This is a genomic window from Jonesia quinghaiensis DSM 15701 (assembly GCF_000423205.1).
Taxonomy (GTDB): domain Bacteria; phylum Actinomycetota; class Actinomycetes; order Actinomycetales; family Cellulomonadaceae; genus Jonesia; species Jonesia quinghaiensis.
The window spans coordinates 334,666-360,205 of sequence record NZ_KE383990.1; the positions used below are offsets into that span (position 1 = coordinate 334,666).

Below are 25,540 nucleotides of genomic sequence, written 5' to 3' on the forward strand. Positions count from 1 at the left end.
AGACTGCAAACATGCTCACTGCACGCGCTGCCCGCCTTCGTGACGCCCTCGCTACCCGTGTGGTAGTTGCTGATGGTGCTATGGGCACCATGCTCCAAGAAGCCAACCTCACGCTCGACGACTTTCAAGGGCTTGAGGGGTGTAACGAGATCCTTAACGTTACTGTGCCCGACGTCATTGAACGAGTCCACGATGCTTACTTCACCGTGGGTGTGGACTGCGTGGAATCCAATACCTTTGGCGCTAACTGGTCCAACCTCTCTGACTACGAGATTGACGACCATATCTACGAATTGGCATTCGCTGGTGCAGCAATCGCGCGCCGCAGCGCGGACAAGGCAGCGACACACCGTGGGCACGATGCGTGGGTTCTAGGGTCCATGGGGCCAGGCACAAAACTTCCAAGTTTGGGCCACACCACGTACGCCCACCTGAAAGACACTTTCACCCAGCAGGCACTAGGGCTCCTCGACGCGGGTGCAGATGCATTCCTCATCGAAACAGCTCAAGACATCCTCCAAGCTAAAGCCGCAATCAATGCCTGCAAAGAGGCGATGGACCGCACTGGGGTGCGCATCCTCATTATGGTCTCAGTCACCGTGGAAACCACAGGAACCATGCTGATGGGGTCCGAAATCGGTGCAGCACTCACGGCACTGTCCGCGCTTGGTGTCGATTCCATTGGATTGAACTGTGCCACCGGCCCAGCAGAAATGTCGGAACATTTGAGGCATCTGGCAAAGCACTGCGCGGTGCCTGTCACCTGCATGCCCAACGCTGGATTGCCCGTTCTTGGCGCGCACGGTGCCGAATACCCGTTGAACCCCACAGAACTAGCGGCAGCACATCGACAGTTCATTAAAGAGTTTGGTTTGAGCTTGGTGGGAGGATGTTGCGGTACAACACCTGAGCACCTCAAAGCAGTGGTCGACGCAGTTCGTGATCTCGCCCCACAACCACGCCGTATCACTGCTGAACATGGGGTTGCTTCGCTGTACACCCACACGGACTTTCACCAAGATGCCTCATTCTTGGCCATTGGTGAGCGTACCAACGCCAACGGTTCAAAAGCTTTCCGGGATGCAATGCTCGCCGGGAACTGGGACGAATGTGTAGCTATCGCCCGCGACCAAACCCGTGACGGCGCCCATGTCCTTGATGTGTGTGTTGACTATGTGGGCCGCGACGGCGCAGCCGATGCCCGCGACGTTGTCTCTCGGCTCGCCTCAGCATCAACGTTGCCGCTCATGGTTGACTCCACCGAACCAGAAGTCATCAAAACTGCCCTCGAACTCATCGGTGGGCGCCCCATCGTGAACTCGGTGAACTTCGAAGACGGTGACGGACCCCAATCACGCTACGCACGCATCATGCCCCTCGTCAAAGAACACGGCGCGGCAGTTGTTGCCCTCACCATCGATGAAGAAGGTCAAGCCCGCACAAGCGACCATAAAGTTGCCATCGCTACCCGACTCGTTGACGATCTCACCACGACCTGGGGCATGAGCGTGCACGACATCATCGTTGATGCACTGACTTTCCCCATCGCCACAGGCCAAGAAGAAACCCGGCGTGACGCCATAGAAACCCTTCAAGCGATTAGGGACATCACCACAACCTTCCCAGGCATCCACACCACCCTAGGGGTGTCCAACGTGTCGTTCGGGCTGAAACCCGCAGCACGCCACGTCCTCAATTCAGTTTTCCTCCACGAAGCCATCGACGCTGGGCTTGACTCAGCTATCGTGCACGCAGCGAAAATCGTTCCACTGGCCCGTATCCCCGAAGAACAACGCCAAGCAGCACTCGACCTCATTTGGGACCGCCGCGTCTATGACGAGAACGGCGACCTCACCCATGACCCGCTGTCACATTTCCTCGAGATTTTCTCCGGCGTCGATGCCACCTCAGTCTCACGCAATCGAGCTGAAGAACTCGCATCTCTGCCCCTGACCGAGCGCCTGCAACGCAGGATCATCGACGGTGAACACAAGGGACTAGACACCGACCTCGCTGAAGCCATGGCCACCGGTCTTGATCCCCTCACGATCATCAACGACCACCTTCTTGCCGGGATGAAAATCGTTGGAGAACTGTTCGGCGCTGGGGAAATGCAACTGCCCTTTGTCCTGCAATCCGCGGAAACCATGAAAACAGCGGTGGCATGGCTTGAGCCTCACATGGAACGCAGCGATGCCAGCGGCAAGGGAACAATAGTTCTGGCCACAGTCCGCGGCGACGTGCATGACATTGGGAAAAACCTCGTCGACATCATCTTGACCAACAACGGATACAACGTCATCAACATCGGTATCAAACAATCCATTACCGCAATGATCGACGCCGCTGAGCAGCACAATGCCGATGTCATCGGTATGTCGGGTTTACTGGTGAAATCGACCGTGGTCATGAAAGAGAACCTCGAAGAACTCAACGCTCGTGGGCTGGCTCACCGGTACCCGATCCTGTTGGGCGGTGCCGCGCTCACGCGTGTTTATGTTGAAGATGATCTTGCTGATATTTACCACGGTGAAGTGCGCTACGGACGAGATGCATTTGAAGCGCTGCGCCTCATGGAACCGCTAGTAAAAATAGCCCGCGGGGCAGCCCCAGACAGCGTGAATCTGCCCGCCCTGAAAAAACGACGCCACAATGTTGTCACCCCCACCCAAGTAGATGAATCGGACCTCCCGGCACGGTCAGATGTTGCTTCTGACAACGACATCCCCACCCCACCGTTTTGGGGTACACGGGTGGTGAAAGGCATCGCACTTGCGGACTATGCTGCGTTCCTCGATGAACGCGCCACCTTCATGGGACAGTGGGGGCTTAAACCCACCCGCTCCGGTGAAGGCCTCAGCTACGACGAACTTGTCGAAACCCAAGGTCGACCACGGTTACGGTCTTGGCTAGAACGCATCACGACACAAGACATGTTCGACCCCACAGTGCTGTACGGCTACTTCCCGGTGTATTCCGAAGGTAATGATGTGGTGTTACTTCACCATGAAGGCCCTGACGGCGGTTCCGGCGGTGAACCAATGACTGAACGAATGCGCTTCACGTTCCCTCGGCAACGCCGTGACCGCCACCTGTGCCTCGCCGACTTTGTGAAACCTCGTGAACAATTCGAAGCAACTGGGACACCCGACGTCCTCCCCATTCAACTAGTAACCATCGGCGCCCACGTGCAACCCCACACTGCCCTGATGTACGCCAACAATCAGTACCGGGACTACCTTGAACTTCATGGTTTATCCGTACAGATGACTGAAGCACTCGCTGAATTCTGGCATGCTCGGGTGCGCGAGGAACTCGGGTTCGCAGATGAAGAACCACAATCACTCGATGGATTCTTCAAACTCGACTACCGTGGCGCACGATTTTCTCTCGGCTACCCAGCGTGCCCTGACATGGAAGACCGAAAGAAAGTTGTCCGGCTGCTTCGTGCCCGTGACCACGGAGTGGAACTCAGTGAGGAGCTGCAGTTGGCCCCGGAACAGTCAACGGATGCGTTTGTGTTCCACCACCCACAAGCGAAGTACTTCTCCGTGTAAGACGATGACCCAACATGCCAGTCACCGCTGGCCCAACCACGGCCACGAGAACACTATTTGTCACTGCCCGAACTGAATCCCACGTCGCAGTCGAGGTGACCAACGTGTAGGTGACATAGCTGGAAATCCGCTCACGCACGGAATGCTCTGGGTTGTAAGCCACTGCGCTCGTCGTATCTACCACGAAGGGCCAGAACCACAGGTTCATGGCAGCTCCGAAGGCGTAACACGCCACAACCGTGTATCCGGTCAACACCCACCGCGTGGATTGACGCATCACATGGTGGGGTTCTCGTGCCAGCGCTGCGTGGCGCCTGGCTCGGTCACCGAGGGCCCCGGCGCCACATGCTACCCACCCGCACCCCAGCATTTGGAACGCCAACCACGGGCCGACTCCCCCAGTGACCAAAGCCGAAACCGCAATGGATAGCACTCCCAAGACGAAACCGAGGTGAGCTCCTGCGGCATAACCAGAAACGATCAGCACAAAAAAGGCGATCTCCATCCCATACGTTCCGGCGCTGAGTAGACGGGCCATGCTGACACCAATGGCAAGCACCGCAACGTGGGCAATAGTTCGTGGCTCCGCTAAAGGATTGAACACCAGTGCTGCTGCAACAAATGCCACCAGAGGCATCAACACCATCACCGCCCATGGTGGCTCGGTTAACGCCCCAGCAGCCCATGATGCGGTGAACGGCCACAGCGCCGAAGCGCACGTAGCTACCCCTGCCAACCACAACGCACCCCTCTGCCACCGCAGTTCAGTAGTCGCCATCACAGGTTCGATTCTTGATGAAGAACCGAGTTACGCAATGTTGTTGTTGCTTCCTCCACGGTGATCACCGGAACCGGTGCACATAGGCCGGTGACCAGCGGGCGCACAAAGCGGGATGAAAGAAATAGGTCACGCGGAGGGAGGTCTGCAATGATTTCACCGCGGTCAAGCCACACAACTCTGGTGGCGCACCGGGCAATGCTGTCCACATCGTGGCTAGCAAAGACAACCACACAACCGTCATTGGCGAGGCCCAGCAAGAACTCTTCCAGCACTGCGGTGCCACGTGCATCGAGAGAGCGTGTTGGTTCATCCAATGCCACTGCGTGCGGAGAACCTCCACACAACACTGCGAGCGCCACAAGGTGTTTGTTCCCTGCAGAAAGACTGCGCGGGTGCGCACTGACATCGATATGCGGGAGGAAACGCGATACTAGGTCTGCGGTAGTTCCTGGTGGCAACGCCCACTCTGCGTCTGCCATGGAACATTCTTCTTCCACCGTTTGAGCGATAAGCGCTTCATCAGGATCCGCAGGAACCCATCTGAGATCTACTGCGTGTGAACGCTGTTGGTGCGTCTTGCGGCGCCAGGTAAATCTACGCCCGGTCCGGGAGGTGACACGGCGGCCTGGGACGCTGGTGTGTTCAGCATTCCAGGTCACTGTTCCTCGGCTGACATGACGCTGATCGCGCAATGCCCAGAGCAAGCTCGACTTTCCAGCTCCATTTGCGCCCATGAGGGCAATACGCTCCCCACCTGTGGCATGCAGTGTCGCGTCCTGCACGGCTGTGATGTGCTCTATTTCCCCTGCTGTCGTGCGTTCTTGGTAGTTGATTGTCACCTGCTTCACAGCGAGCATCGTGGTTCCTTGTTCGCCGGGAACACGGGGGGTGGAGGTAGTTTGCTCCTGTGTGTTGTTCTGGGTTGGCACGTGTGCGGGAGGAGGGGTGGGGTGTGATTTCTCGAGTATGGGTCCCAAGCTTGTTCGCGCATCAGATAACGTGATGGCTGGGTGGGTACCCCACATGCGTGATAGCGACAGCGTGACAGGTTCGCATACTGTGTCAGCGAGCACTTCGCTGGGTGGACCGGTACGCAGTGATTGTTCGTCGAGGTAAAGCACATTGTCCACTGAGGTATAACGACCAACTTGGTGATCAGCGATCAGGACGGTCATCCCGAACTCACGGGTTAAACGGTGGAGAAGCCCGAGGATCTCTGCTGCGCCTTGCGGGTCTAAGAGTGCTGTCGGTTCATCACAGATCAGTACGTGGGGTGTGCGTACTAACGCTGCAGCCAAGGCAACTCGTTGAATTTGCCCTGCGGAGAGGGAATCAACTGCTCGCCGTCTTAGGTGTGACGCACCAACAACGGTCAGAATCTCACTGACCCGCTGCGCCATCAATGAGCGTGGGGTACCTCGTACTTCGAGAACTCGAGCAACATGTGCTTCAACAGTGGCCCCGACAAACCCTGCTGCGGGGTTCTGTGACACATAGCCGATCCACTCGGCACGATCCCTTGCATCCAGTTCCGTCAGATGGTGACCTGCCACCACCGTTTCTCCGGTGACGGTTGCACCGTCGATTGTTTCTGCGACCCCGACGATGGCTCGTAAGAGTGAGGTTTTGCCCGTAGCCATTGGTCCGCACAGTAGTGTCATCGTTGCTGCTGGCAAGGAAAATGATGCGGGGATTGTTGACCACCCATGGGAGTGTGCCACCCTCAGATTATGGACTGTCAACATGTCGTTCCCTTCCTGCGCACCATAACGGAGTCATGAAAAGCGTGGCCACAACGAGAGTGGCCCACTGCGAGGATGCTACAGCTCCAAGACCTAGCGCGATCACCGCAGTGAGCATGACCGTGACATCACGGGGGCCAACGTTTAGCGGACGTAGGTGCGAAACGTCACGTTCAAAACGCCACCACAGTGCCACTGTGAGACACACTGCTACCGCGGTGACACCCCAACTGACCTCGAGGTATCCCGCTGCTTGCGCCACCATCGCACACACAGCGAGAACCAAAACTGACAGCATCATGCGTTGCCAGTTGGTGCGCGACGTGTTCTGTTTACTTTCGCCCATCACGTCAAGCTGGGTTGCTAGCGTCACAGAGTCAACAAGGATGCCGTCAAGGGTGCTCATCAGCACGGCCCTACGCGACGCGTGAGGGCGAATAAGTCGGACCCTAGTTGATACATCTATCTGACGACTCACACTGTGAAGCACCGCGATACTCACGCCCAATGCGGTAGACAACGGTCCCAATGCACGGGGTAGGTACGCCGTGATGTCAGCAAGAGGCACCAGGGCTAGCACTACCCCACTTGCGGCGATCACAGCAGCGAGCGCCGCGCCGCTGATGATCGCTTGGCTCAGAGCGTGGTGTGAAACATTGCCAAAAACTGTCAGTGGCCCAAGTGAGAGTTCTGGCAGACCGAGATTCCCGTGATTCCCCTGGGGGAAAACAAAAGTTGCCAACGCTCTGAACAGGAAAACAGCAGCAACGCCTAATGCGTGAACAGTGAGGATCACTCTTCCGCGCCGCCCAACAACTAGTGCACCGCCTACCGCAAACGCCACAACGATGACGGCCAAGGGCACAACGTTTGAGGAGGCTACAAGCGCAGCACTCGCCATAAGGATCGCCCACACGGGCCAGGTGATCAGCGACAGTCCCGCAGGTTTCATGGTGTGCAGAACACCGGGGCATGAATCCAGAACATGGTATGAGTATCAGTCACGACGGCGTTGAAGTGCGCGCCGTCTCCACACAACGAGAAAAATCATCATCATGAGTGCGCCCCCACCGAGAAGTATCACGGCGGCAGACGGCGAGCTCTCACGGGGGGCAGCGTTGGTGGGTTCTTGCGGGACAGTAGGAGCATCAACCATGCGTGCTGTTCTATCCCACGCTTCGGCACCTGGCCCGGTTACTGGACCTGCCCCTTGGTGGAAAACCAAACCAACTGCTTTCCCCTCAGTGAGGACGATCCCCTCCACACCCAGATTCGCGTAAGTCCAAACGCCCTGCGTGTCGGCGGTCCACACACTCCAATATGCCTGCGCTGAGGGTGTCACAGAGCATCGTTCATAGATAGTGCCGTGGTCTGTGGTGACCGGTTGGTCTGGCGCCGGTTTTCCATTGACACGGCACACAAAACTTGGGAAACGAACAGTTCCCTCAGTCTGAATTCCACTGGCAGTCAATGCTTCACTGCCAGTCATGTGTGTTGCATGTGTTGTCAAACAAACGACGGTGTCGACATCGTCCAATTGTCCGTAGTCAACTACTACTCCCACCCCAGCGCATTCACCCAAGGTGGGGTCACCGTGTCCTGCATCAAGCACAGTCCAACTAGTCACAGCGGCCGCTGCAGCTAAAGCACTGCTAAGAAACACAATCAGCGGCGCTTCACTCTTGGGTCAAACTTTTATTAGCGAAAAGGTCAGTAAACGACAAGCCCGACAAGGACAGGACGCCCTGGGCTGTTGCTCGCGTGTCATCAAGGCCGGCGACTTGAAAAACCCCGTTAGGCGAATTATGCAAGAGCGACAAAAGGTACGCCTGCGCGGAAGACGATGTGTCATCGTGGGCATCTGCCAACGCTACGGTGACAACAGCTGTGGTATTGACGCTAGGTTCGCCGCTTAGTGCATCACTCCACGAACGGCCCACGGTTTCTTCGTTAGCTGTGGTGTCGAAGTAATCCCGCGCACCATCAATGACACCAGCACGACGCGCTCCTTCACCGAAGGACTCTTCGTACACTGCGAGCGCGGACACTGCGAAAGCGGTCGCGTCAGGGTCAGAGATGCATTCGTCTTCAGTGTCAGCGGACACAAAAGACATGGAGAATCCGCCATCGTCGCACTGCTGACGAACGAGGAAGTCAGCAGCTGAACTTGGGTCTTCACCGTATTGCGCCAAGGCAATAACACCCCATGACTGGGACACCGTGTTGGAGTAGTCCTCTTGGGCATGATCAGCGAACTGGCCGGAACTCATTTGTAACGCCTCGAGTTGGGCTATCAAATCAATTCCTGCTACGTCGCTGGGGTCGTACCCCAGTGCGTCGAGGCTTGCAGCGAGCTTCGCGGTCGCACCAACGTAACGATCTTTATCAAACGTTGTGTAAGCCAGGACATTCTCTTGTGTAGCAAGCGCCTCAGCAGCGTTCACCACTGCTGTTGGAACAGGTAGGTCTTGGACCCCAGCAACAGCTGTCAATGCCAGTGCAGTGTCGAGCGTTAGACCGTAGTCAGGGAAAGTTGCGCCTTGATAGTCAGACTGGACAATTCCAGACTCACTGATCTGGCTTTCCAACCAGCTAGCAGCCTTCAGTGTCTCTTGATCGAGTAACGCTGAGGGTACTATCGTCGGCTCGGGGGTTTCTTGCGGCTGTGCGCACCCGGCCAAGGCTAGCGCCCCTACCGTGACAACGCCAACGAGCCCCCTGCTATGGGATAACACGTGCTGCTCCTTCAGTTGAATCTTCTCCGCAGTCAAGCCTACGTGATGCCGCATGGCTGCCCTGGCGGTGTCTCAGGTTCGCCGTGCAACAATCGTGTTACAACATGCGTGATGGGTTAGAACTCCTGCGAGAACATTCGTGAACTCGACGTCTCGACGAACCCCAGCTGGGTGTACATTCCAAATGCGCCTGACGGGTTCATGGAATCGACGTCAAGCTCAGCAAACTCAATGCCCTGCTCCCGGAGCACTAGCATCACATGGGACAACAGCGCCGATGCGATGCGCTGCCCGCGGTAGTCGCGCCTGACGCCGAGCGTTTCGATGTATCCGCTCGAGTGCCCGGAAACCGCCCAGTCTTCCTCGTACCGCCCGCACATGGCGTAGCCAGCCACCACAGGGGGTTCACTGTTGGTGGAGGCCTGTGATGTGTCAACCACTGCGCAACTCCATGGTGCCCAGAACTGGGAGCGTCCGTGTTCCCAGGCTTCCAGTGTCTGAGGCTGTGACCCCCAGTGGTCACGGAATGCGTCATTGTGCGCTTGGCGTATAGCGTCATCCAAGTTGGCGCTCCACGGCATCACCGTGAGGTGCGGGGCTAAGTCGACGTGTGGAATCTCTGCGGTGAGATCACGGTGCAACGTTTTATAGTAGCGGCGTACCTCATAGCCTGATGCTTCGAGCAGCGGCCACTGCCAAGGTGCATTGTCTTGGATATAGCAGGCGATCCTCCCCGGCAGGGTTGAGGTCAGCTCATGGAGCTTTTGTTGGGCTCTGGCTGTAGTCCACGCGATGATGTTCGCCTCAACATCTCGGTCACGATGCTCAGGGTGAACACCAAAGTTCACGAATACTCTCTCGATTGAATCTGCACCCGGTGGGTGTTCTACCGTCCCATAGGCGACGAGGCGCCCGCCAGAAAAGCCTCCGATAGTGTCACGGATCGTGTCTTTCCATGAACCATCGAAGAGTTCCTCTGTTTCCATTAAGGAGGTCCGATACGGAACCCGGTCGTGTTCCTCGATGACCGAGAGGAGAGCATGAAGGTCTGTAGCATCGGACAATGTCAGCGGGAGCCACGTGAGGTGTTCACTGAGTTCGGGGAGTTCTGGTCGCGTCACCCGGGCACTCAAGGGCTGAAGTGGCGTACTGGTGTCAGGCATGATCGGGCTCGTTCTGTTGTGGCTGGTCACATGGAGAGAAAACGACATCCACTCTAAGCATCAATTTGGGACCGATCCAGCTGGCTCGCGCCCCGGATAATGAAGTCTTTGCGCGGAGCCACATGCTGACCCATCAGAAGTTCGAAGGCTGTCTCGGCTCGGTGAGCATGTTCAGCGGTAACTCTGCGCAGTGTTCGATGCGCCGGGTCCATGGTGGTCTCAGCCAACTGGTCTGCGTCCATCTCTCCCAGCCCTTTGTAACGCTGGATATCTTCCTTGTACCGCTTCCCAGTCTTCTCGAGACGCGCAAGCGTCTTGGCCAGTTCGGCTTCTGAGTAGGTGTAGATGTAGTGGTTCTTACGCGATCCAGCGCCAATGACTTCTACTCGATGCAGTGGAGGAACAGCCGCATAAACACGGCCCTCATCAATGAGTGGGCGCATGTATCGGAAAAAGAGAGTTAACAGCAATGTTCGAATGTGTGCGCCATCAACGTCTGCATCTGTCATCAGAATAATTTTTCCGTAACGTGCTGCCTCAAGATCGAAGCTGCGACCGGAACCGGCGCCGAGCACCTGAATGATCGCGGCACACTCAGCGTTTCTTAACATGTCACTGACAGATGCCTTTTGCACGTTGAGGATCTTGCCTCGGATGGGCAGGAGCGCTTGGAACTCTGAACTGCGCGCCAATTTGGCGGTTCCTAGCGCACTGTCCCCCTCGACGATGAAGAGTTCTGATCGGACAACATCATGAGTTCTGCAGTCGGCGAGTTTCGCGGGCAGTGAGGAGGTTTCTAAAGCATTTTTACGGCGCGAAATTTCTTTTTGCCGACGCGCGGACACGCGGGCGCGCATTTCTGCAACGACCTTCTCAAGCAGCAAACTTGTTTGAGTTTTGTCATCGCGGCGCGCCGAAGAGAATAAGGCCTTGAAGTTGTCTTCCACAACCTTGGAGACGATAGCTCGAACGGGCGCGGTCCCCAGAACCTCTTTGGTTTGCCCCTCGAACTGTGGTTCCGACAACCGGACGGTCAGCACAGCAGTCAGCCCTGCGAGGATGTCATCTTTTTCAATACGCTCCTGTTGGTCCTTCATGCTGACCTTCAGTTTCCGCGCATTAGTTTCAATCGCTTTGCGAACGAACTTCACAAGACCTTGTTCGAACCCTGCGAGGTGGCTTCCACCTTTGGGCGTCGAGATGATGTTGACGAACGACTTTACTGTTGTGTCATACCCATTTCCCCACCGTAGTGCGATGTCAACGGCACAATCACGCTGAACCTCCTGTGAAACAAGGTGGCCTTTATCGTCAAGAACAGGAACTGTTTCTTTGAATGACCCTGTTCCTTCGAAACGCCACGTTGAGGTGAGCGGGACATCAGGTGCGAGGAAGTCAACAAAATCAACAGCACCTCCCTCGTGCACAAAGGTCTCTTCCGTGGGGCCGTTCTCTGCTGGTGTGCCAGGTAATCCACGCTCATCGCGGACCGTCATCTTGAGTCCAGGAACAAGGAAGGTCGTTTGTCGAACACGCGCAATGAGTTCGTCGTATGCGAACTGTGCTGTGCGTGGGAAGATCTGGCGGTCCGACCAGTACCGCACCTTGGTGCCTGTTACGCCTCGGCGTGCTTTGCCGATGGTGCGCAGTTGTGATGTCTCAACAAAAGGGGCGAATGGCGAATCTGGTGAGGGTGCCGCGGGGTTTGCGTCATCGAATATTCCTGGTTCCCCACGGCGGAAAGTCATGAGGTGGACCTTGGAGGACCGTGTTACTTCAACATCGAGTCGAGTCGAGAGCGCATTAACTACCGAGGCACCAACACCATGCAGGCCGCCGGAAGCAGTGTACGATCCACCGCCAAATTTTCCGCCAGCGTGAAGTTTGGTGTAAACAACTTCGACCCCACTTAAGCCGGTCTTTGGTTCGATGTCCACCGGGATACCACGGCCGTCATCAACCACAGTCACAGATTGGTCAGCGTGCAACGTGATACCGATTTGAGTGCAGTAGCCTGCCAACGCTTCATCCACAGAGTTGTCGATGATTTCCCATAGGCAGTGCATCAACCCCCTGGAATCAGTGGAGCCAATGTACATGCCCGGGCGTTTACGGACCGCCTCGAGCCCTTCGAGGACAGATAGATGGCGGGCAGTGTAATCGGAAGGCGCTGAAGGGGAACTCACAACTGCACATCATAGTCGTAGCTGCTGACGTTCCAACACTGCCCTGTACGTCCCCACCCCATTCCACCAGCAGTAAGGCACTGTAGTTTCCTTCAGGTAGCGGCACACACATCGAAGAACGCGAGCGATGTCACACGTACACCTGTACGCCGGTGGCGAACCTGCACCAAAAGGGGAAGATATTTAGGCCCGTCAATGGTTGGATGTGAGTATGAACGAGACTCCCACAGCACCCCGCAAGGACACGCTCAGCGCCGCCGACAGGTGCGACCGGTGCGGCGCCCAAGCCTACGTGCGTGTCGTCCTATCCGCCGGCGAACTTCTCTTCTGCGCCCACCATGCACGCGCACACGCCACAAAGTTTGAAAGCGTGGCGGTAGAGATTCACGATGAAACCGAACGCCTCTACGCAGAGCACGGTTCAGCCACAACTGCAGCGGTCTAAGTCGTTTCAACGAACACAGACAACATAACGGCTCTCTGTCCAAGAGAAACGTGAGGGCGGTATCACCTAACACAAGGTGATACCGCCCTCAGATGTTTCACAGCGCAAAAATTCTCCTGATATGGGTGTGGGGCACAGGTATCAACCTGTGCCCCACACCCATATCGCGAATGTTTTAGTCGAGGTAGTCGCGCAAAACTTGGGAGCGACTTGGGTGACGGAGCTTCGACATTGTCTTCGACTCGATTTGGCGAATACGCTCACGCGTCACACCGTAGACCTTGCCGATTTCATCAAGGGTCTTGGGTTGTCCATCAGTCAAACCAAAACGCATGGATACTACGCCCGCCTCACGCTCAGAAAGAGTGTCAAGGACTTGGTGCAGTTGCTCTTGCAGAAGTGTGAAGCTCACAGCGTCAGCTGGAACAACGGCTTCAGAGTCCTCAATCAGGTCACCAAACTCACTGTCACCATCTTCACCAAGTGGGGTGTGCAGTGAGATAGGTTCGCGACCGTATTTTTGAACTTCAACAACCTTCTCAGGTGTCATGTCGAGTTCTTTAGCGAGCTCTTCTGGGGTTGGTTCACGCCCAAGGTCCTGAAGCATCTGGCGTTGGACACGGGCCAACTTATTGATGACTTCCACCATGTGAACCGGGATACGGATTGTGCGGGCTTGATCAGCCATCGCACGGGTAATGGCCTGGCGGATCCACCACGTAGCGTACGTGGAGAACTTGTACCCCTTGGTGTAGTCAAACTTCTCGACTGCACGAATGAGACCAAGGTTTCCTTCTTGGATGAGGTCCAAGAACAACATGCCACGGCCGGTATAACGCTTTGCTAGCGACACAACCAGACGAAGGTTCGCCTCAAGTAGGTGGTTCTTTGCGCGCTTACCGTCCTGGATGATCCACCGGTACTCGCGTTCGAGTTTGCGGTCACCCTCAGCAACACCAGCAGCAATTCGCTCTTCAGCGTACAAGCCAGCTTCGATACGCTTTGCGAGCTCAACTTCTTGCTCAGCATTGAGAAGAGCAACTTTACCGATCTGCTTGAGGTAGTCCTTAACGGGGTCAGCGGTGGCTCCGGCTGTAACTACCTGCTGCGCTGGGGCGTCGTCGTCGTCAGCGTCGGAGTAAACAAACCCCGCGCCTTCCTCTTCCTCATCAGCTTTGTCTGACTTTTTGCCTGTTTTGGTTCCCGAAGTAGCAACTCCATCAGTGGAATCGTCATCGGAGGCGTCCTCGGTGTCAGGCTCATCCTCAACGACGTCATCAGCGATGTCGTCTTCCTTCTTTTTGCGTCCACGCTTCTTGGGCGCAGCAGGCGCTGGTGAGGCTACAGCCGGGACTTCAGATGATTCTTCGTCCGGTGCAGCTTCGGTGGCAACGGCCTTTTTGCGCACTGTCTTAACAGGCTGGGAAGCCTCAGTTGCGCGTGCGGTCGTCGAGGTCGCTCTGCTCTTGGTCGCTGCAGCAACCTTTGTGCTGGCCCCCGGCATTTCAACGTCGACGCCTGCCATCACTAAGGCACGGAACACGGCCTTGAGTCGCTTAGGCTCGCTGATTTCCGCCTGCTCACAGGCGAGACGAAACTCCTGTGCTCCAACACGGCCATGAGCCTTGCCGGATTCCAGCAGTTCTTTCATTGACGGGTTCTCGAATTCACGTGGAAGCACGTTATTCGTTGAGGTGGACGCCACGAACGACCTTTCGGCATTGAGGACAGGCGATTACTCAGGTCCACCACGCTGGACGGACCTGCAAACCTCTATTGTACTGGGACGGTCAAACGACAGGCGCCATCTTACGCGCGTGTTCCCGCCATCTCCATACAAACGTCGGCTCGTTGAAAAGAACATCGAGAGCTCCCAGAACATTCCCAGCCTTACACTTTTGGTGTCTCTAGGCTGGTCGTGCCGGTTTCACAGCAAGTACTGGGCATGGCGCATCGAGCAAGATTCTTTGCGCATTTGACCCAAGAATGAGTTTGCCCACTGGAGAACGACGCCGCAATCCGATAACGATGACATCGGCGTTATGCTCACCTGCCACAGCGATGAGATCGTCGGCTACGTCTCGACGTTCAGAAAGCACCTCGACGTGGGTTGCCACGCCAACATCTTGCGCTTGTCCGATAATGCGGTGCAGGTCTTCGTCACGTGCCTGACGCTCTTGATCGCTGGGGGTCGATTTCTCGGAAACGACGATAATAAGCGGAGTTCCCCTCCCCTGCGCCTCGTCAATTGCGCTACTGATGCCCTGCTTGCCCTCACGTGTGGGCAAATATCCAACTACTACGGACATGCTTCCTCCGATGTCTTGACCTACAGACCAACATTAACCGCAAACAGTGTGGTCTTTCAGGACAAGGGCCTCTCAAGAGATTTCACTTTCATCACGGTCTGATTGGCGACGCGCCCATGCTGGCGCTAACCCTGCTCGTAAAACGGTTTGCAGCAGCAGGGCAAGGCGGTATGTTGCGTCGCATTGGTGAGCTTTATCGAGGTGGAGGCTCGCTCGCGCTCCGTCACCTTGCCACCAATATCCCAGAGCAAGCAGCGTATGAAACGGGGCGTGATGCCGCTCAGGAATGAACGTGACGCCCTGGCGAAGAAGGTCCATCATGTCAGTGAAACCGCAGTGTTGTGGTGCCGTAGCTGTAGGGGCATGCATGATGAATTGCAGCGCTTCACACGCCATCTTGTCCCTCGCCGGCCACACCACACAATCGGAGCCGCCCATACACAAGTCGTCACCACATTCATCAGCTTGCGCATACGCCGCTAATGCCTCAACACCTAGTGGTGTCATCGCAACCAGCAATCCATCACGAACACAAGTGTCATCGATTGCTGCCCCAATCGTGGCCCACAACTCACTGTTCTGCCCTGCTAGCACCCAGGAACCATCCCGAGCAGAGCATTCTTGCGGGCTAATACACTCACGATGCGGCGCATCGTGCGCGTGTCGTTGTGCGAGAAGAGCCGTCACTGATTGGACCGCGGCATGGCGAAGTGCGGTACGTGAGACACAGTCGCTAGCAAGCGCCCACCGATCCTCCCATTCGACGACACGTTCATCCATGTCCAACCGATGCAACTGATCCGTTTCTTGAGTGGCCAAAAGATCCTCGCGTCGCGCGACATAGCTGCGTCCAGCTACAACCATTGCGGCGCTGATACGCGATGACTTCATGTCTTCGTGTGACGCATAGCGCTGACTCCCATGAGGGCCAAGAGTGCAGTGGGTCTCGTTGCACCGAATCACTTCACACCAAGCGACTGCACCATCACTGGCCACGATCCATAGATCGTGTTTATTGACGAGGTGACCAGCTGACTGTCCAAGGGAACTGAATGCGCGGAGAACATCAATTCTGTCTTCATCGTGAAGGTCAAAGCTGGTGGAGCCGCGGTCTGGATCGAGGTATACGACAGGGAAAATCTTGCGAGCCTCATCGCGTTGGCAAGCCCGCACGATTGCGGTCACCGTATTGGGGTCGTCGACATCAAGCAGGTCGCACCGGGCGATCACGCCTACTGTGTGCGGCTCCCCGGATAGACTCACTACCACTAACGAGCGCGTTGGGGCGTAGCCAAGCTGATAGGGAATGAGCGAGATCAAGTCACTGGGTTGTGAAACACGCATAGTCTGAGTCATGCCTGGAGCGTGCCACGGCATTCGCGTGGCGATGCAGCTACTGTGCACAGCCCAGAGACGTCACATCGAACTCAGTGTGTCTTCCACGGCGGTGGACAAGTAGATGTCACGAAAACTCTCCACCACGTAGACTGTTTTTCTACCCTCACCTGCCAAGGAGCACGATGCCTGAGCAAGACGCACCTGACGCCACTTTCCTCACTGCACGCAGCATCCGAGAAAAGGTCAGTTCCGCTGTCAACACGGAACTCGATCGCCAGGAGCAGCACGCACTAAGCATCTCTTCAGACACTGCGCCACTCGTCGCAGCCTGGCGAGACATGGCCTCTGGCGGTAAACGCATCCGTGCGCTCCTGATGTACTGGGCGCACGAAGCATGCGCAACGAACTCCCCCGCTGTCACACAAGACGCGCTCATTAACGTTGGGGCCGCGCTGGAACTCTTCCAAGCAGCAGCGCTATTCCACGATGATGTCATGGACCGTTCTGACACGCGGCGCGGCATTCCCACGGCTCACAAGTACTTTGAATCGCTCCACAGTGATGCAGGGTACCTCGGCGACCGAGAACAATACGGTTCCTCTGCAGCAATCCTCTTGGGCGACTTATCGCTCGTAGCCAGCGAACGCCTCTTTAGAGAAGCTACTCAAGAAGCCACACATCGACGTCGCGCCCGGGCGTACTTTGATGACATGCGCACAATTGTCACGGTAGGCCAGTTCCTCGACACCCACGCACAAGTGATCCCCCTAGACGATCACACAGCCGCACTCCAGCGCGCTTTGCATGTCATTGCCACAAAGACGTCCCACTACTCAGTCATCGCACCAGTAAAAATCGGGGCCGCACTGGCTGGCGCTTCGGCGACAGTTGAGGAGAGCCTCGAAGCATTTGGTAAACCACTGGGCACCGCATTCCAACTGATCGATGATGACCTTGGCTTGTTTGGTGACCCAGCGGTTACTGGAAAACCCGCCGGAGATGACCTACGGGAAGGAAAACGTACTGTTGTCGTTGCTCACGCGCTAGCAAAAGCAAATGCGACGGAACGCCGAGTTCTTGAACAGGTGATCGTTCATCACGACACAAGCCCTGGCATCGTGGAATCAGCATTGGCGATTATTGAAGACACCGGCGCCCGGCACATGACATTGGACATGGCATATGCCCATCACGATGAGGCCCTACGAGCGCTCGAGCACGCTGATGTTTCTCCGCAGGGCAAGACGATCCTTCGTGAGATCGCTGACTTCATTGTCAATCGATCGTCATGAATACTGACAACGTCAGAGAAGGTCGTGTGCGGCCCGACGCACTGCACTGCGGTTCCCTGCGTGCAGGAGATTGATGGGCGTGTCACTGAGGTAGGAGTTCTCCGTGAAGAGCCATGTCAAGATTTCCCAATCGCTCAGGCTCATATCTTTGAGCATGATGATCGTCCCCTGCAACGATGGCAAGATAACAAGTTTTCCATCGTCCTCGGCAGGCTTGACATCAGCTGGGTTAGCCCGGTGCGCTTCAATCAGGAACCGCTGAGGTATGTGTAGGACACGTGGACTGCCCACCTTGAAACCAACGATGCGTTGATCTTGAAGTGCGGAGCGCACCCCCTTAAGGGTAGTGCCGAGCTCTCCGGCAAACTGCTCTTGGTTAAGGATGGTGCCTGCAAGGGCTTCATAGCTCGAAAAATCTGGTAGTTCATTCACAGGCTCTACTGTAGCGGGTCACGCACCGAAACAATCCATTGCAGGTCAGGCACGAACCTCTCACAATCTTCACATAATCTGCCGACTACCGTGGGTAACTGCCGTGGTCAGCGCACCTGCCAGTGGGGACCGCTCCCTTAGAATGACTCCGTGACATCATCAACGAACGACCCGCTGACCGACCGCCTCATTGACGGGCGGTACCGTGTGCTGGGGAAGATCGCCCGAGGCGGAATGGCCACCGTATACCGGGCTCTCGACACACGACTTGGGCGAGAAGTCGCTGTTAAAGTGATGCATTCACACCTCGCCGAAGGATCACAGGGTTCAGACTTTATTGCACGATTTCGACGAGAAGCACGAGCGGCAGCTCGCCTAGCACACCCCGGACTGGTCGCTGTCTACGACCAAGGGCATGACGGCGACCTCACATACCTCACTATGGAACTGGTCACAGGCCCGACATTACGTGCTGCTCTAGACGTTCACCAAGCACTTCCCGCCGAGCAAGCACTAGCAATCACCCAAAGCGTCCTCGAAGCACTCAGCGTGGCGCACGCAGTAGGCATGGTCCACCGCGACATCAAACCAGAAAACGTTCTCCTATCAGAATCAGGAACAGTAAAACTCACTGATTTTGGTCTTGCGCGGGCAGTTACAGACGCTTCGTCCACCGCAACAGGAACTGTTTTTGGGACTGTTGCGTACATCGGACCCGAACTTGTCACCCATGGCACAGCTGACTCCCGAACAGACATCTACTCCGTAGGCATCATGCTGTTCGAAATGCTCACTGGACGCCAACCATTTACCGCTGACACACCTGTTCATGTTGCTTTCCGGCACATCAACGAAGATGTTCCTGCGCCATCGTCAACATCACCCCACGACTGCCCCCCATCGCTTGATGCACTAGTTGCCCAGTACACGGCAAGAGATCCACAACACCGACCAGCACATGCTCACGAAGCACTCACCCAGCTCCGTCCGGTGTACCAAGAGCTTTTTGAAGCTGCTCACCCCACCGTGAGTGCAATGACTCGCCGAACCCGCAATGAAGGCCCGGGTTCCCCTGTAGCGCTTGCACAACTTGCACAGCACACTGCTACACACGCCCCGAGCCCGCACACACCAGCTCCCGGCACAAGCATCTTGCCTCTACCAACGTCCGACGCTGACATCACCGCAGATGAATTGGGTCAAGAACAAGACTCTGCACCTGGCACAACGGTCTACCCCACGATAAGTTCACCACCCACATCAATCACCCCACAGGGCAACGCGCAGCGTCCAGGACATCCCACACCATTACCGGAAAACTCCACCACAGCGTTGCCGGCTGCCCCACTCAACTCAACCCGCGCCATGCCACTCACAGCGCTCCCTATCGACGGGGACGAACAGCCTCGTGCATCGCGGGGAGCCCCTCAAGCGGCGCAGAAGGAGAAAGCACCCCCTGCGCCGCATACACGCCGCAAGGGACGCATCGCGATCCTCGCCATCATTGCTGTGTTGTTCTTGTCAGGAGGAGCCTTTGGCGGAACCTACTGGTGGAATGAACACGGCCCAGGGTCCTACACCACAGTTCCGACCGTCGCGGGAATGCCCGCGGATGACCTTGACGCATTGTTCGATCAGCACCCACTGACCTACACCGTAGAAGAGGTGTTCTCAGACACCGTCGAAGAAGGCCAAGTGATTGGCTCAAGCCCAGAGGGCGGCGAACAGGTGAAAAAAGAATCTGACATCGCTATCAACGTGTCCTTAGGCATTCAATACCTGGAAGTACCGGGCAAACTCACAGGGCAACCTGTTGATGAGGTTGAGGAACTTCTCGCATCAACTGGATTCACCGAGGTCAAGGTCACGCGCGCCTATGACACTCGCACTGCAAAAGACACGGTGCTCACCGTGTCAGTTCAAGAAGGTAAATCGCTTCCACACAACACGCCCATTACCCTTACCGTGTCTGACGGACCTGAACCAATCACAATTCCCACGGTGACAGGAAAAGAACGCTCAGTTGCGCAAAAGGAACTGGAAGCCCTTGATCTCAGCGTGTCGGAGACCACGGCCAACTCAGACACCGTTGCCAAAGGTACCGTGATGTCTCAAGATCCAGCGAGCGGAACTGAGTCAGAACGAGGCGCGAAAATTACTCTGACCGTCTCAGACGGACCTGAACTCGTCAAAGTTCCTGATGTCACCGGTAAGAGCCGGGAAGAAGCCGAAGAAATACTCGAAGATCTTGACTTCGACATCGAGGTCAAAGAGTATCTCGAAGGGTTCTTTGGACTTGTTCGATTCCAAGACGTCAACGCTGGTACCGAAGTGCCCAAAGGGTCAACTATCACCCTGACGGTTTTCTAGCAGATCTCATGCGCAGTCGGGGTGTTGCAGATCAAACCTACAACACCCCGACTACCGCGAATCTACTATCAGCGTGCGCGAAGCATCTCCGCCACAAGGAACGCCATCTCCAACGATTGTTGGTGGTTTAACCGCGGGTCCACAAGTGTTTCATAGCGCAGCGCCAAACCGGCGTCATCAATTTCTTCACTGCCGCCAAGAACCTCAGTGACATCGTCACCGGTTAGTTCCACATGCAGGCCACCAGGCACAGAACCTACTGCGCGGTGAACCTCAAAAAAGCCTCGAACCTCATCCAACACATCATCGAAACGACGTGTCTTGTAGCCAGATGTCGAGGTGATCGTATTTCCATGCATCGGGTCGGTTACCCACGTAACCGGGCCACCAACCGCTTGGACCTTCTCCACAATGGGGGGCAGCGCAGTTCTCACAGTCGAGGCCCCCATACGTGTGATAAAGGTCAGGCGGCCCTCAATGCCGTGTGGATTGAGTTTCTCCTGCAGAGCAAGTGCATCGTCAGGGGACGTGGTGGGGCCCAACTTCACGCCAATGGGATTGGTGACACGAGAGAGGAACTCAACATGCGCTCCATCAAGTTGGCGGGTCCGCTCACCAATCCATAAGAAGTGGCCAGAGGAGTCGTACGGCTGCTGCGATGCCGTGTGCACACGGACCATCGCGCGTTCGTAGTCCAGGAGCAAAGCTTCGTGGGAAACGAAAAACTCCACCGTACGCAACTTGTCGAAGTCCGCACCACAAGCAGCCATGAACCGGATCGCACGATCAATTTCAGCCGCGGTTTGCTCATATCGCGCATATGCCGGGTTATTCATGAACCCCCGGTTCCATTCGTGCACCTGCCGCAAGTCGGCGTAACCGCCTTGAGTGAAAGCCCGTGCGATGTTTGCCGTTGCTGTCGCAATCCGATAACCATCCATGAGCCGCGACGGAGTTGGGGTACGAGACTCTTGTGTGAACTCAAAACTATTCACCATGTCGCCACGGTAAACCGGCAATGTCAGACCATCACGGGTCTCTTCACCAGATGAGCGTGGCTTCGCGTACTGCCCAGCCATACGCCCCATCTTGATGATGGGCATGGAGGCGCCATGGGTTAGTACGACTGCCATCTGCAAGATAGTGCGGATTTTATTGCGAATACGATCCGCATTTGCTTCTGCGAATGTCTCAGCGCAGTCGCCTCCTTGAAGCAAAAATGCCTCACCCCGACCCGCCGCAGCAAGACGAGACGTTAAGGTTTGAGTTTCAGTGGGCAACACAATGGGCGGCACTGCCTCAAGCGCTTGGGTCACTCGGTGAAGTTCATCGGGATCGGGCCACACCGGCTGCTGCAGTGCTTCACAGGCGCGGAAGTTGTCCAAATCACGGAGCAGGCTCTGCTCACTCGCAGTCGTCATGTGTCAGTTCTACCACTCGTTGAGGATGGAGCGCCGCGCAAAAAGCCGGCACCCGCATTATTGCGGGTGCCGGCTTTGTACGTCACTCATGACCAAGTTATGAACAGATCAGGCTACTTCTGGCCGATCTCTTCCAGCAGGGTAGTGAACCATTCTTGGCTCGCGTCGAAAGCCTTTCCACCTGCAATGCGTGGGAACTCAATGGCGCGAAGCCGGTTGTCGTTCTCCTCGTCATGACCAATGACGCCTGACTCGGCGCGCAATGCACACTCAACAGCCAGGTCAGTCATGGACTTGATGAGACGCAGGTCCTCAGCGTTCGCTGCGGCAGCACGAGAGTAGTAACCCGACTTTTGCACCATAACCTTTTCAGCGCCCAGACGGTCGGCGAACTGCTTTGCGAACCACTGGCCAGGGTTCACAGTATCCAGCTTTACGTGACCAAACGGGTCGCGCTCAACGGTCTGACCCGACGCTTCAAGTTGCTCAACGATCTCGTGCATGCCGGCACCTTCGGACAGGAAGATGTTAACGTTTCCAACCTCGTCCATGACAGCTTTGAGGCGTTCTGCTTCAGCGTCAATATTGAGCGCAAGCTCAGGAATGAAGACGGCGTGGATGTCCCAGCGCTCTTTGGTGAGTCCAATGCCTGGAAGGAATTCTTGCGTGTCCAGCCACTTGCGGTATTCCAAGGCGGTAGCAGCTGTGAGCCACCCACAGTGACGGCCCATGACTTCGTGGACGATTAGCATGCGTGGGCCTGAGCGGTGCTCACCAATAACGTTTGCTGCAAAACCGGCGCCTTCTTCAGCGGCGGTCCACGCACCAAGTGACTGGCGAATAGGCACAACATCGTTGTCGATGGTCTTCGGCAGACCAACAACGGTGAGGTCGTAGTTGTTGTCTTTCAAGTACGCAGCGAGGTCAGCAGCTGTTGTGTTGGTGTCGTCACCACCGATGGTGTGGAGGACATCAACGCCATCGGTCTTCAGGCGTTCAGCGGCAACTGTGAGCGGGTTCTCGCCTTCGTTAACTAGGCCACGCTTGACGCAGTCTTCCACGTTGGTGAGCTTCACGCGGCTGTTACCAATTGGGGAACCACCAAAGCGGTGCAGAACTCCAGCGTTACGGCGCACCTCATCATCAATAACAATCTTGTTACCGGTCAGCAGGCCGTGGTAGCCGTACTGGTAGGCAATGATTTCGACCTCAGGGGCGATTTCCGTGTAACGCTCAATGAGTCCTCCGACAGCTGAGGACAGACATGGCGCGAATCCACCAGCAGTAAGTAGAGCTACGCGACGAACCGTCATGGGTTATTACCTCTCGTGTTGGTGCTTTTCTGAAAAACACTGTGGCGCACAGATCGCCAGAACATGGCACTATTCGCCGATGCAGTCCGGCGAACCCTCTGTGACGTTATCGGTCTCCACGGTGTTCACCGTGGGACTTTTGTTCTTCGGTTGGTGGTTCAGGGACCTGTACTTCTGGAACAGGACGTCCACCTGGTGCGGCAGGTTGCGCTGGTTTTTCTGGTGGCAACCCCGCGGACATTCGGGCTTTTGCTGTTGCCGCATACATGTCGACATACTCTTGGCCGGACAAAGTCATCAGCGAGTACATGATTTCATCAGTGACTGACCGCAATATGAAGCGGTCACTTTCCATACCTTGGTATCGAGAAAAATCCAGAGGCTCTCCGATGACCGCACCCAAGCGCATGATCTTCGGCAATATTTTCCCAATCGGTTGGGCGACATCGGTGCCAACCATAGCGACCGGAATCACCGGGGCACCAGATTCTAGGGCTAGCCGCGCAACGCCAGTTTTCCCACGGTACAACCGGCCATCGGGTGAACGAGTTCCTTCTGGATAAATACCGAAGAGACCGCCTGCATCTAGTCTTTTCAAACCGGTATTCAGTGCTGCTTCGCTAGCTCGTCCTCCACTACGATCCACCGGAATCGTCCCGACACCACGCATAAAGCCTGCTGTCATTCTGCCCTTGAGGCCTTTGCCGGTAAAGTACTCCGACTTGCCGATGAAAACGATTTCCCGGTCAATCAGAAGCGGGAGAATAAAAGAGTCGATCACCGCAAGGTGATTGCTTGCGATGATCGCAGGCCCATCTCCGGGGATGTTTTCAGCGCCTTTGATCCACGGTCGAAACAACAGCCTCAACAATGGGCCAACGAATACACGCTTCATCAACCAGTAGAACAAGTGGCCTCCTCGAGCTCCTCGCTATCGCGGGACCCGTCTTAGTCTTTAGAGTAATAACTATGTCAGCACCGGACGACGACCGATTCGACTCTGAGCCTACGCCTGATGGTTCACAGCCTCCAGCCAACACCCCACTCCCCCGTAACCCAAGCGACGAAGACGTCGATCTGGCGTGGCGTGGGATTGTGGCGGACTTAATGAATCTTTCCACGAATGGCCACCAAGAGGAAACTCCTGAACTCCCCACCTCTCCTCAGCGACCTGTTCAAGCCACCCAAGGACCGCGAGACTGGTCAGATGATGAGGAAAAACTGGCGCAGATAGATGCCTTTGAAGAACCCGACCCGCCTTTTACCCTCAGTAGTGACCGAGTCCGCAACGTGGGATGGTTCTTGCTGATCGTGGGCTTAGTCGGGCTTTTTTGGACAGTTTTGGTGGTGGCTCCGGCTTCAATTATTCCTGCGCTAAGTATGGGCGCACTCATTACTACCGGGGCAGGTCTACTGGTATGGCGGATGCGGCCCGACGACGACAATGATGGTCCTGGCGCCGTCGTCTGACCACAACTAGTTGCCTTTTACAGGCGGGCTAGGTCTGCCGCACCAACAATTCCCGCCTCATTGCCCATTCGCGCAAGTTCGAAGCGAGCCTCCACGCGGTGCCCTCTTGCCGGCAGACTCGAGAGGAAAGCATCTTGAGCGGGGGTGAGCAACAGATCTCCCGCAGCTGCGACCCCACCACCAATAACAACCACTTCTGGGTCCAGTAGCGCAGCTACTGACGCGGCGCCCTCGCCAATCCATCGCCCAAGCTCGGAGAGAAGCGAGCAGGAGAACTGATCTCCCTGCTGGGCTGCAGTAGTGACAAGCGGACCAGTAATGGCATCGACACTGCCACCAGCCAAGTCAATGAGGAGTTGTGCGTGCGCTGGCTGTTTAATAGCCATTGCGCGGGCCTCACGTACCAGAGCAGAACCAGATGCATACTGCTCCCAGCAACCGTCATGACCGCACCCACAGGTGTGCCCGTTGGGAACGACACGCATGTGGCCCACTTCGCCGCCCACGCCATAACGCCCACGTACAAGCTGATCGTTAATGACCAAGGCGCCACCAAGACCTGTTCCGATGGTGAGCATCAGCATGTCCGTAGCGTCGTGTGCTGCTCCAAACCGGTACTCGGCCCAACCTGCAGCGTTAGCATCATTCTCTACAACGATAGGAACCTGGACGTCCAGCCCAAGTAGTGCGCGAACGTTTGCCGCTATCGGGTACTCGCGCCAGTTGATATTTGGGGCAAATTGAACTGAGGTACGGTCCGGGGAGCAAAACCCCGCGGCGGCAAGACCGATAGCACCGATCTCATAATCTTGGGCAAGAGTTGCACAGACCTGAGCGATAGAACGGTCAATACTTGCCGGATCATCAGCGGCTGTGGCGATCCGTGTTTGGGCGAGAATTTTTCCATTCTCATCCACCACTCCCGCAGCGATCTTTGTTCCGCCAATATCTACGCCGATGGCGTGCATGTAGATTCCCTTGCTCAT

General features: G+C 56.2%; 20 protein-coding genes. 5 read left to right on the top strand and 15 right to left on the bottom strand.

The features are described 5' to 3' along the window. Positions 1-11: 11 nt before the first annotated feature. On the top strand, positions 12-3,557 hold the full coding sequence (metH, locus tag G538_RS0113980) for a methionine synthase (protein WP_029069788.1): 3,546 nt from the start codon (positions 12-14) through the stop codon (positions 3,555-3,557). Here metH and G538_RS17835 read toward each other — a convergent pair. The 7 genes from G538_RS17835 to G538_RS0114015 form a co-directional block, all read right to left on the bottom strand. Further along, positions 3,472-4,338 carry an ECF transporter S component gene (locus G538_RS17835; RefSeq protein ID WP_157544509.1) on the bottom strand — a complete coding sequence of 289 codons (867 nt, stop codon included), beginning with the start codon at positions 4,336-4,338 and terminating at the stop codon, positions 3,472-3,474. The genes metH and G538_RS17835 overlap by 86 nt on opposite strands. After that, on the bottom strand, positions 4,335-6,059 hold the full coding sequence (locus tag G538_RS0113990) for an ATP-binding cassette domain-containing protein (RefSeq protein ID WP_029069789.1): 1,725 nt from the start codon (positions 6,057-6,059) through the stop codon (positions 4,335-4,337). The genes G538_RS17835 and G538_RS0113990 overlap by 4 nt, the downstream gene beginning before the upstream one ends. Before the next feature lie 7 nt (positions 6,060-6,066). Beyond that, positions 6,067-7,032, bottom strand: coding sequence for a hypothetical protein (locus tag G538_RS0113995; protein ID WP_029069790.1), 966 nt, complete (start codon positions 7,030-7,032; stop codon positions 6,067-6,069). 45 nt (positions 7,033-7,077) lie between these two features. Next, positions 7,078-7,743 (bottom strand): hypothetical protein, encoded by a 666-nt coding sequence (locus G538_RS17615; RefSeq protein ID WP_051197265.1) that lies wholly within the window; start codon positions 7,741-7,743, stop codon positions 7,078-7,080. Between the two features lie 13 nt (positions 7,744-7,756). Next, positions 7,757-8,815 carry a prenyltransferase/squalene oxidase repeat-containing protein gene (locus G538_RS0114005; RefSeq protein WP_029069791.1) on the bottom strand — a complete coding sequence of 353 codons (1,059 nt, stop codon included), beginning with the start codon at positions 8,813-8,815 and terminating at the stop codon, positions 7,757-7,759. A 116-nt stretch (positions 8,816-8,931) separates the two neighbouring features. Next, entirely contained in the window at positions 8,932-9,978 is a 1,047-nt protein-coding gene (locus G538_RS0114010) for a GNAT family N-acetyltransferase (RefSeq protein ID WP_029069792.1), read from the bottom strand. Positions 9,979-10,031: 53 nt separating this feature from the next. Next, positions 10,032-12,164: a DNA gyrase/topoisomerase IV subunit B gene (locus G538_RS0114015; protein ID WP_029069793.1), complete on the bottom strand. Its 2,133-nt coding sequence runs from the start codon at positions 12,162-12,164 to the stop codon at positions 10,032-10,034. Between the two features lie 211 nt (positions 12,165-12,375). Here G538_RS0114015 and G538_RS0114020 point away from each other — a divergent pair, with 211 nt between their 5' ends. Further along, a complete protein-coding gene (locus G538_RS0114020; RefSeq protein WP_029069794.1) occupies positions 12,376-12,609 on the top strand; it encodes a DUF7455 domain-containing protein in 234 nt (77 codons plus the stop codon). Between the two features lie 175 nt (positions 12,610-12,784). Here G538_RS0114020 and G538_RS0114025 read toward each other — a convergent pair whose 3' ends face one another. From G538_RS0114025 to G538_RS0114035, 3 genes are all read right to left on the bottom strand, one after another. Continuing rightward, complete coding sequence (locus G538_RS0114025; RefSeq protein ID WP_084618476.1) at positions 12,785-14,260, bottom strand: RNA polymerase sigma factor; 1,476 nt, start codon at positions 14,258-14,260, stop codon at positions 12,785-12,787. Between the two features lie 256 nt (positions 14,261-14,516). Next, the gene (locus G538_RS0114030) at positions 14,517-14,918 is read right to left on the bottom strand and encodes a universal stress protein (protein ID WP_029069796.1); all 402 of its coding nucleotides are present in this window, start codon (positions 14,916-14,918) and stop codon (positions 14,517-14,519) included. A 72-nt stretch (positions 14,919-14,990) separates the two neighbouring features. After that, positions 14,991-16,274 carry a DUF4192 domain-containing protein gene (locus G538_RS0114035; RefSeq protein ID WP_169514136.1) on the bottom strand — a complete coding sequence of 428 codons (1,284 nt, stop codon included), beginning with the start codon at positions 16,272-16,274 and terminating at the stop codon, positions 14,991-14,993. 164 nt (positions 16,275-16,438) lie between these two features. Between G538_RS0114035 and G538_RS17090 the strand changes: the two genes are divergently transcribed. Next, on the top strand, positions 16,439-17,548 hold the full coding sequence (locus tag G538_RS17090) for a polyprenyl synthetase family protein (protein ID WP_051197270.1): 1,110 nt from the start codon (positions 16,439-16,441) through the stop codon (positions 17,546-17,548). 12 nt (positions 17,549-17,560) lie between these two features. Here G538_RS17090 and G538_RS17095 read toward each other — a convergent pair whose 3' ends face one another. Next, positions 17,561-17,980, bottom strand: a complete 420-nt coding sequence (locus G538_RS17095; protein WP_051197272.1) for an Rv2175c family DNA-binding protein — start codon at positions 17,978-17,980, stop codon at positions 17,561-17,563. 150 nt (positions 17,981-18,130) lie between these two features. On the opposite strand from G538_RS17095, the gene G538_RS0114050 reads away from it, so the two are divergent. After that, on the top strand, positions 18,131-20,350 hold the full coding sequence (locus G538_RS0114050) for a Stk1 family PASTA domain-containing Ser/Thr kinase (RefSeq protein ID WP_029069798.1): 2,220 nt from the start codon (positions 18,131-18,133) through the stop codon (positions 20,348-20,350). A 68-nt stretch (positions 20,351-20,418) separates the two neighbouring features. Here the strand turns inward: G538_RS0114050 and G538_RS0114055 are convergent, their stop codons facing one another. The 3 genes from G538_RS0114055 to G538_RS0114065 form a co-directional block, all read right to left on the bottom strand. Continuing rightward, positions 20,419-21,771, bottom strand: coding sequence for a class II 3-deoxy-7-phosphoheptulonate synthase (locus tag G538_RS0114055; RefSeq protein ID WP_029069799.1), 1,353 nt, complete (start codon positions 21,769-21,771; stop codon positions 20,419-20,421). A 113-nt stretch (positions 21,772-21,884) separates the two neighbouring features. After that, entirely contained in the window at positions 21,885-23,084 is a 1,200-nt protein-coding gene (locus tag G538_RS0114060; protein WP_029069800.1) for a pyrophosphate--fructose-6-phosphate 1-phosphotransferase, read from the bottom strand. Positions 23,085-23,190: 106 nt separating this feature from the next. Beyond that, complete coding sequence (locus tag G538_RS0114065; protein ID WP_245566872.1) at positions 23,191-23,994, bottom strand: lysophospholipid acyltransferase family protein; 804 nt, start codon at positions 23,992-23,994, stop codon at positions 23,191-23,193. 59 nt (positions 23,995-24,053) lie between these two features. Between G538_RS0114065 and G538_RS0114070 the strand changes: the two genes are divergently transcribed. After that, positions 24,054-24,554: a hypothetical protein gene (locus G538_RS0114070; RefSeq protein ID WP_029069802.1), complete on the top strand. Its 501-nt coding sequence runs from the start codon at positions 24,054-24,056 to the stop codon at positions 24,552-24,554. A 17-nt stretch (positions 24,555-24,571) separates the two neighbouring features. Here G538_RS0114070 and G538_RS0114075 read toward each other — a convergent pair whose 3' ends face one another. Continuing rightward, entirely contained in the window at positions 24,572-25,522 is a 951-nt protein-coding gene (locus G538_RS0114075; RefSeq protein ID WP_029069803.1) for an ROK family glucokinase, read from the bottom strand. Positions 25,523-25,540: the final 18 nt, after the last annotated feature.

Excerpts from the sequence above, each read along its gene's own strand:
- metH (WP_029069788.1), top strand. The coding sequence starts at position 12 with ATGCTCACTGCACGCGCTGCCCGCCTTCGTGACGCCCTCGCTACCCGT.
- G538_RS0113995 (WP_029069790.1), bottom strand. The coding sequence starts at position 7,032 with ATGAAACCTGCGGGACTGTCGCTGATCACCTGGCCCGTGTGGGCGATC.
- G538_RS0114010 (WP_029069792.1), bottom strand. The coding sequence starts at position 9,978 with ATGCCTGACACCAGTACGCCACTTCAGCCCTTGAGTGCCCGGGTGACG.
- G538_RS0114020 (WP_029069794.1), top strand. The coding sequence starts at position 12,376 with ATGAACGAGACTCCCACAGCACCCCGCAAGGACACGCTCAGCGCCGCC.
- G538_RS0114025 (WP_084618476.1), bottom strand. The coding sequence starts at position 14,260 with ATGAAAGAACTGCTGGAATCCGGCAAGGCTCATGGCCGTGTTGGAGCA.
- G538_RS0114030 (WP_029069796.1), bottom strand. The coding sequence starts at position 14,918 with ATGTCCGTAGTAGTTGGATATTTGCCCACACGTGAGGGCAAGCAGGGC.
- G538_RS0114035 (WP_169514136.1), bottom strand. The coding sequence starts at position 16,274 with ATGACTCAGACTATGCGTGTTTCACAACCCAGTGACTTGATCTCGCTC.
- G538_RS17090 (WP_051197270.1), top strand. The coding sequence starts at position 16,439 with ATGCCTGAGCAAGACGCACCTGACGCCACTTTCCTCACTGCACGCAGC.
- G538_RS0114055 (WP_029069799.1), bottom strand. The coding sequence starts at position 21,771 with ATGACGACTGCGAGTGAGCAGAGCCTGCTCCGTGATTTGGACAACTTC.
- G538_RS0114060 (WP_029069800.1), bottom strand. The coding sequence starts at position 23,084 with ATGACGGTTCGTCGCGTAGCTCTACTTACTGCTGGTGGATTCGCGCCA.
- G538_RS0114070 (WP_029069802.1), top strand. The coding sequence starts at position 24,054 with ATGTCAGCACCGGACGACGACCGATTCGACTCTGAGCCTACGCCTGAT.
- G538_RS0114075 (WP_029069803.1), bottom strand. The coding sequence starts at position 25,522 with ATGCACGCCATCGGCGTAGATATTGGCGGAACAAAGATCGCTGCGGGA.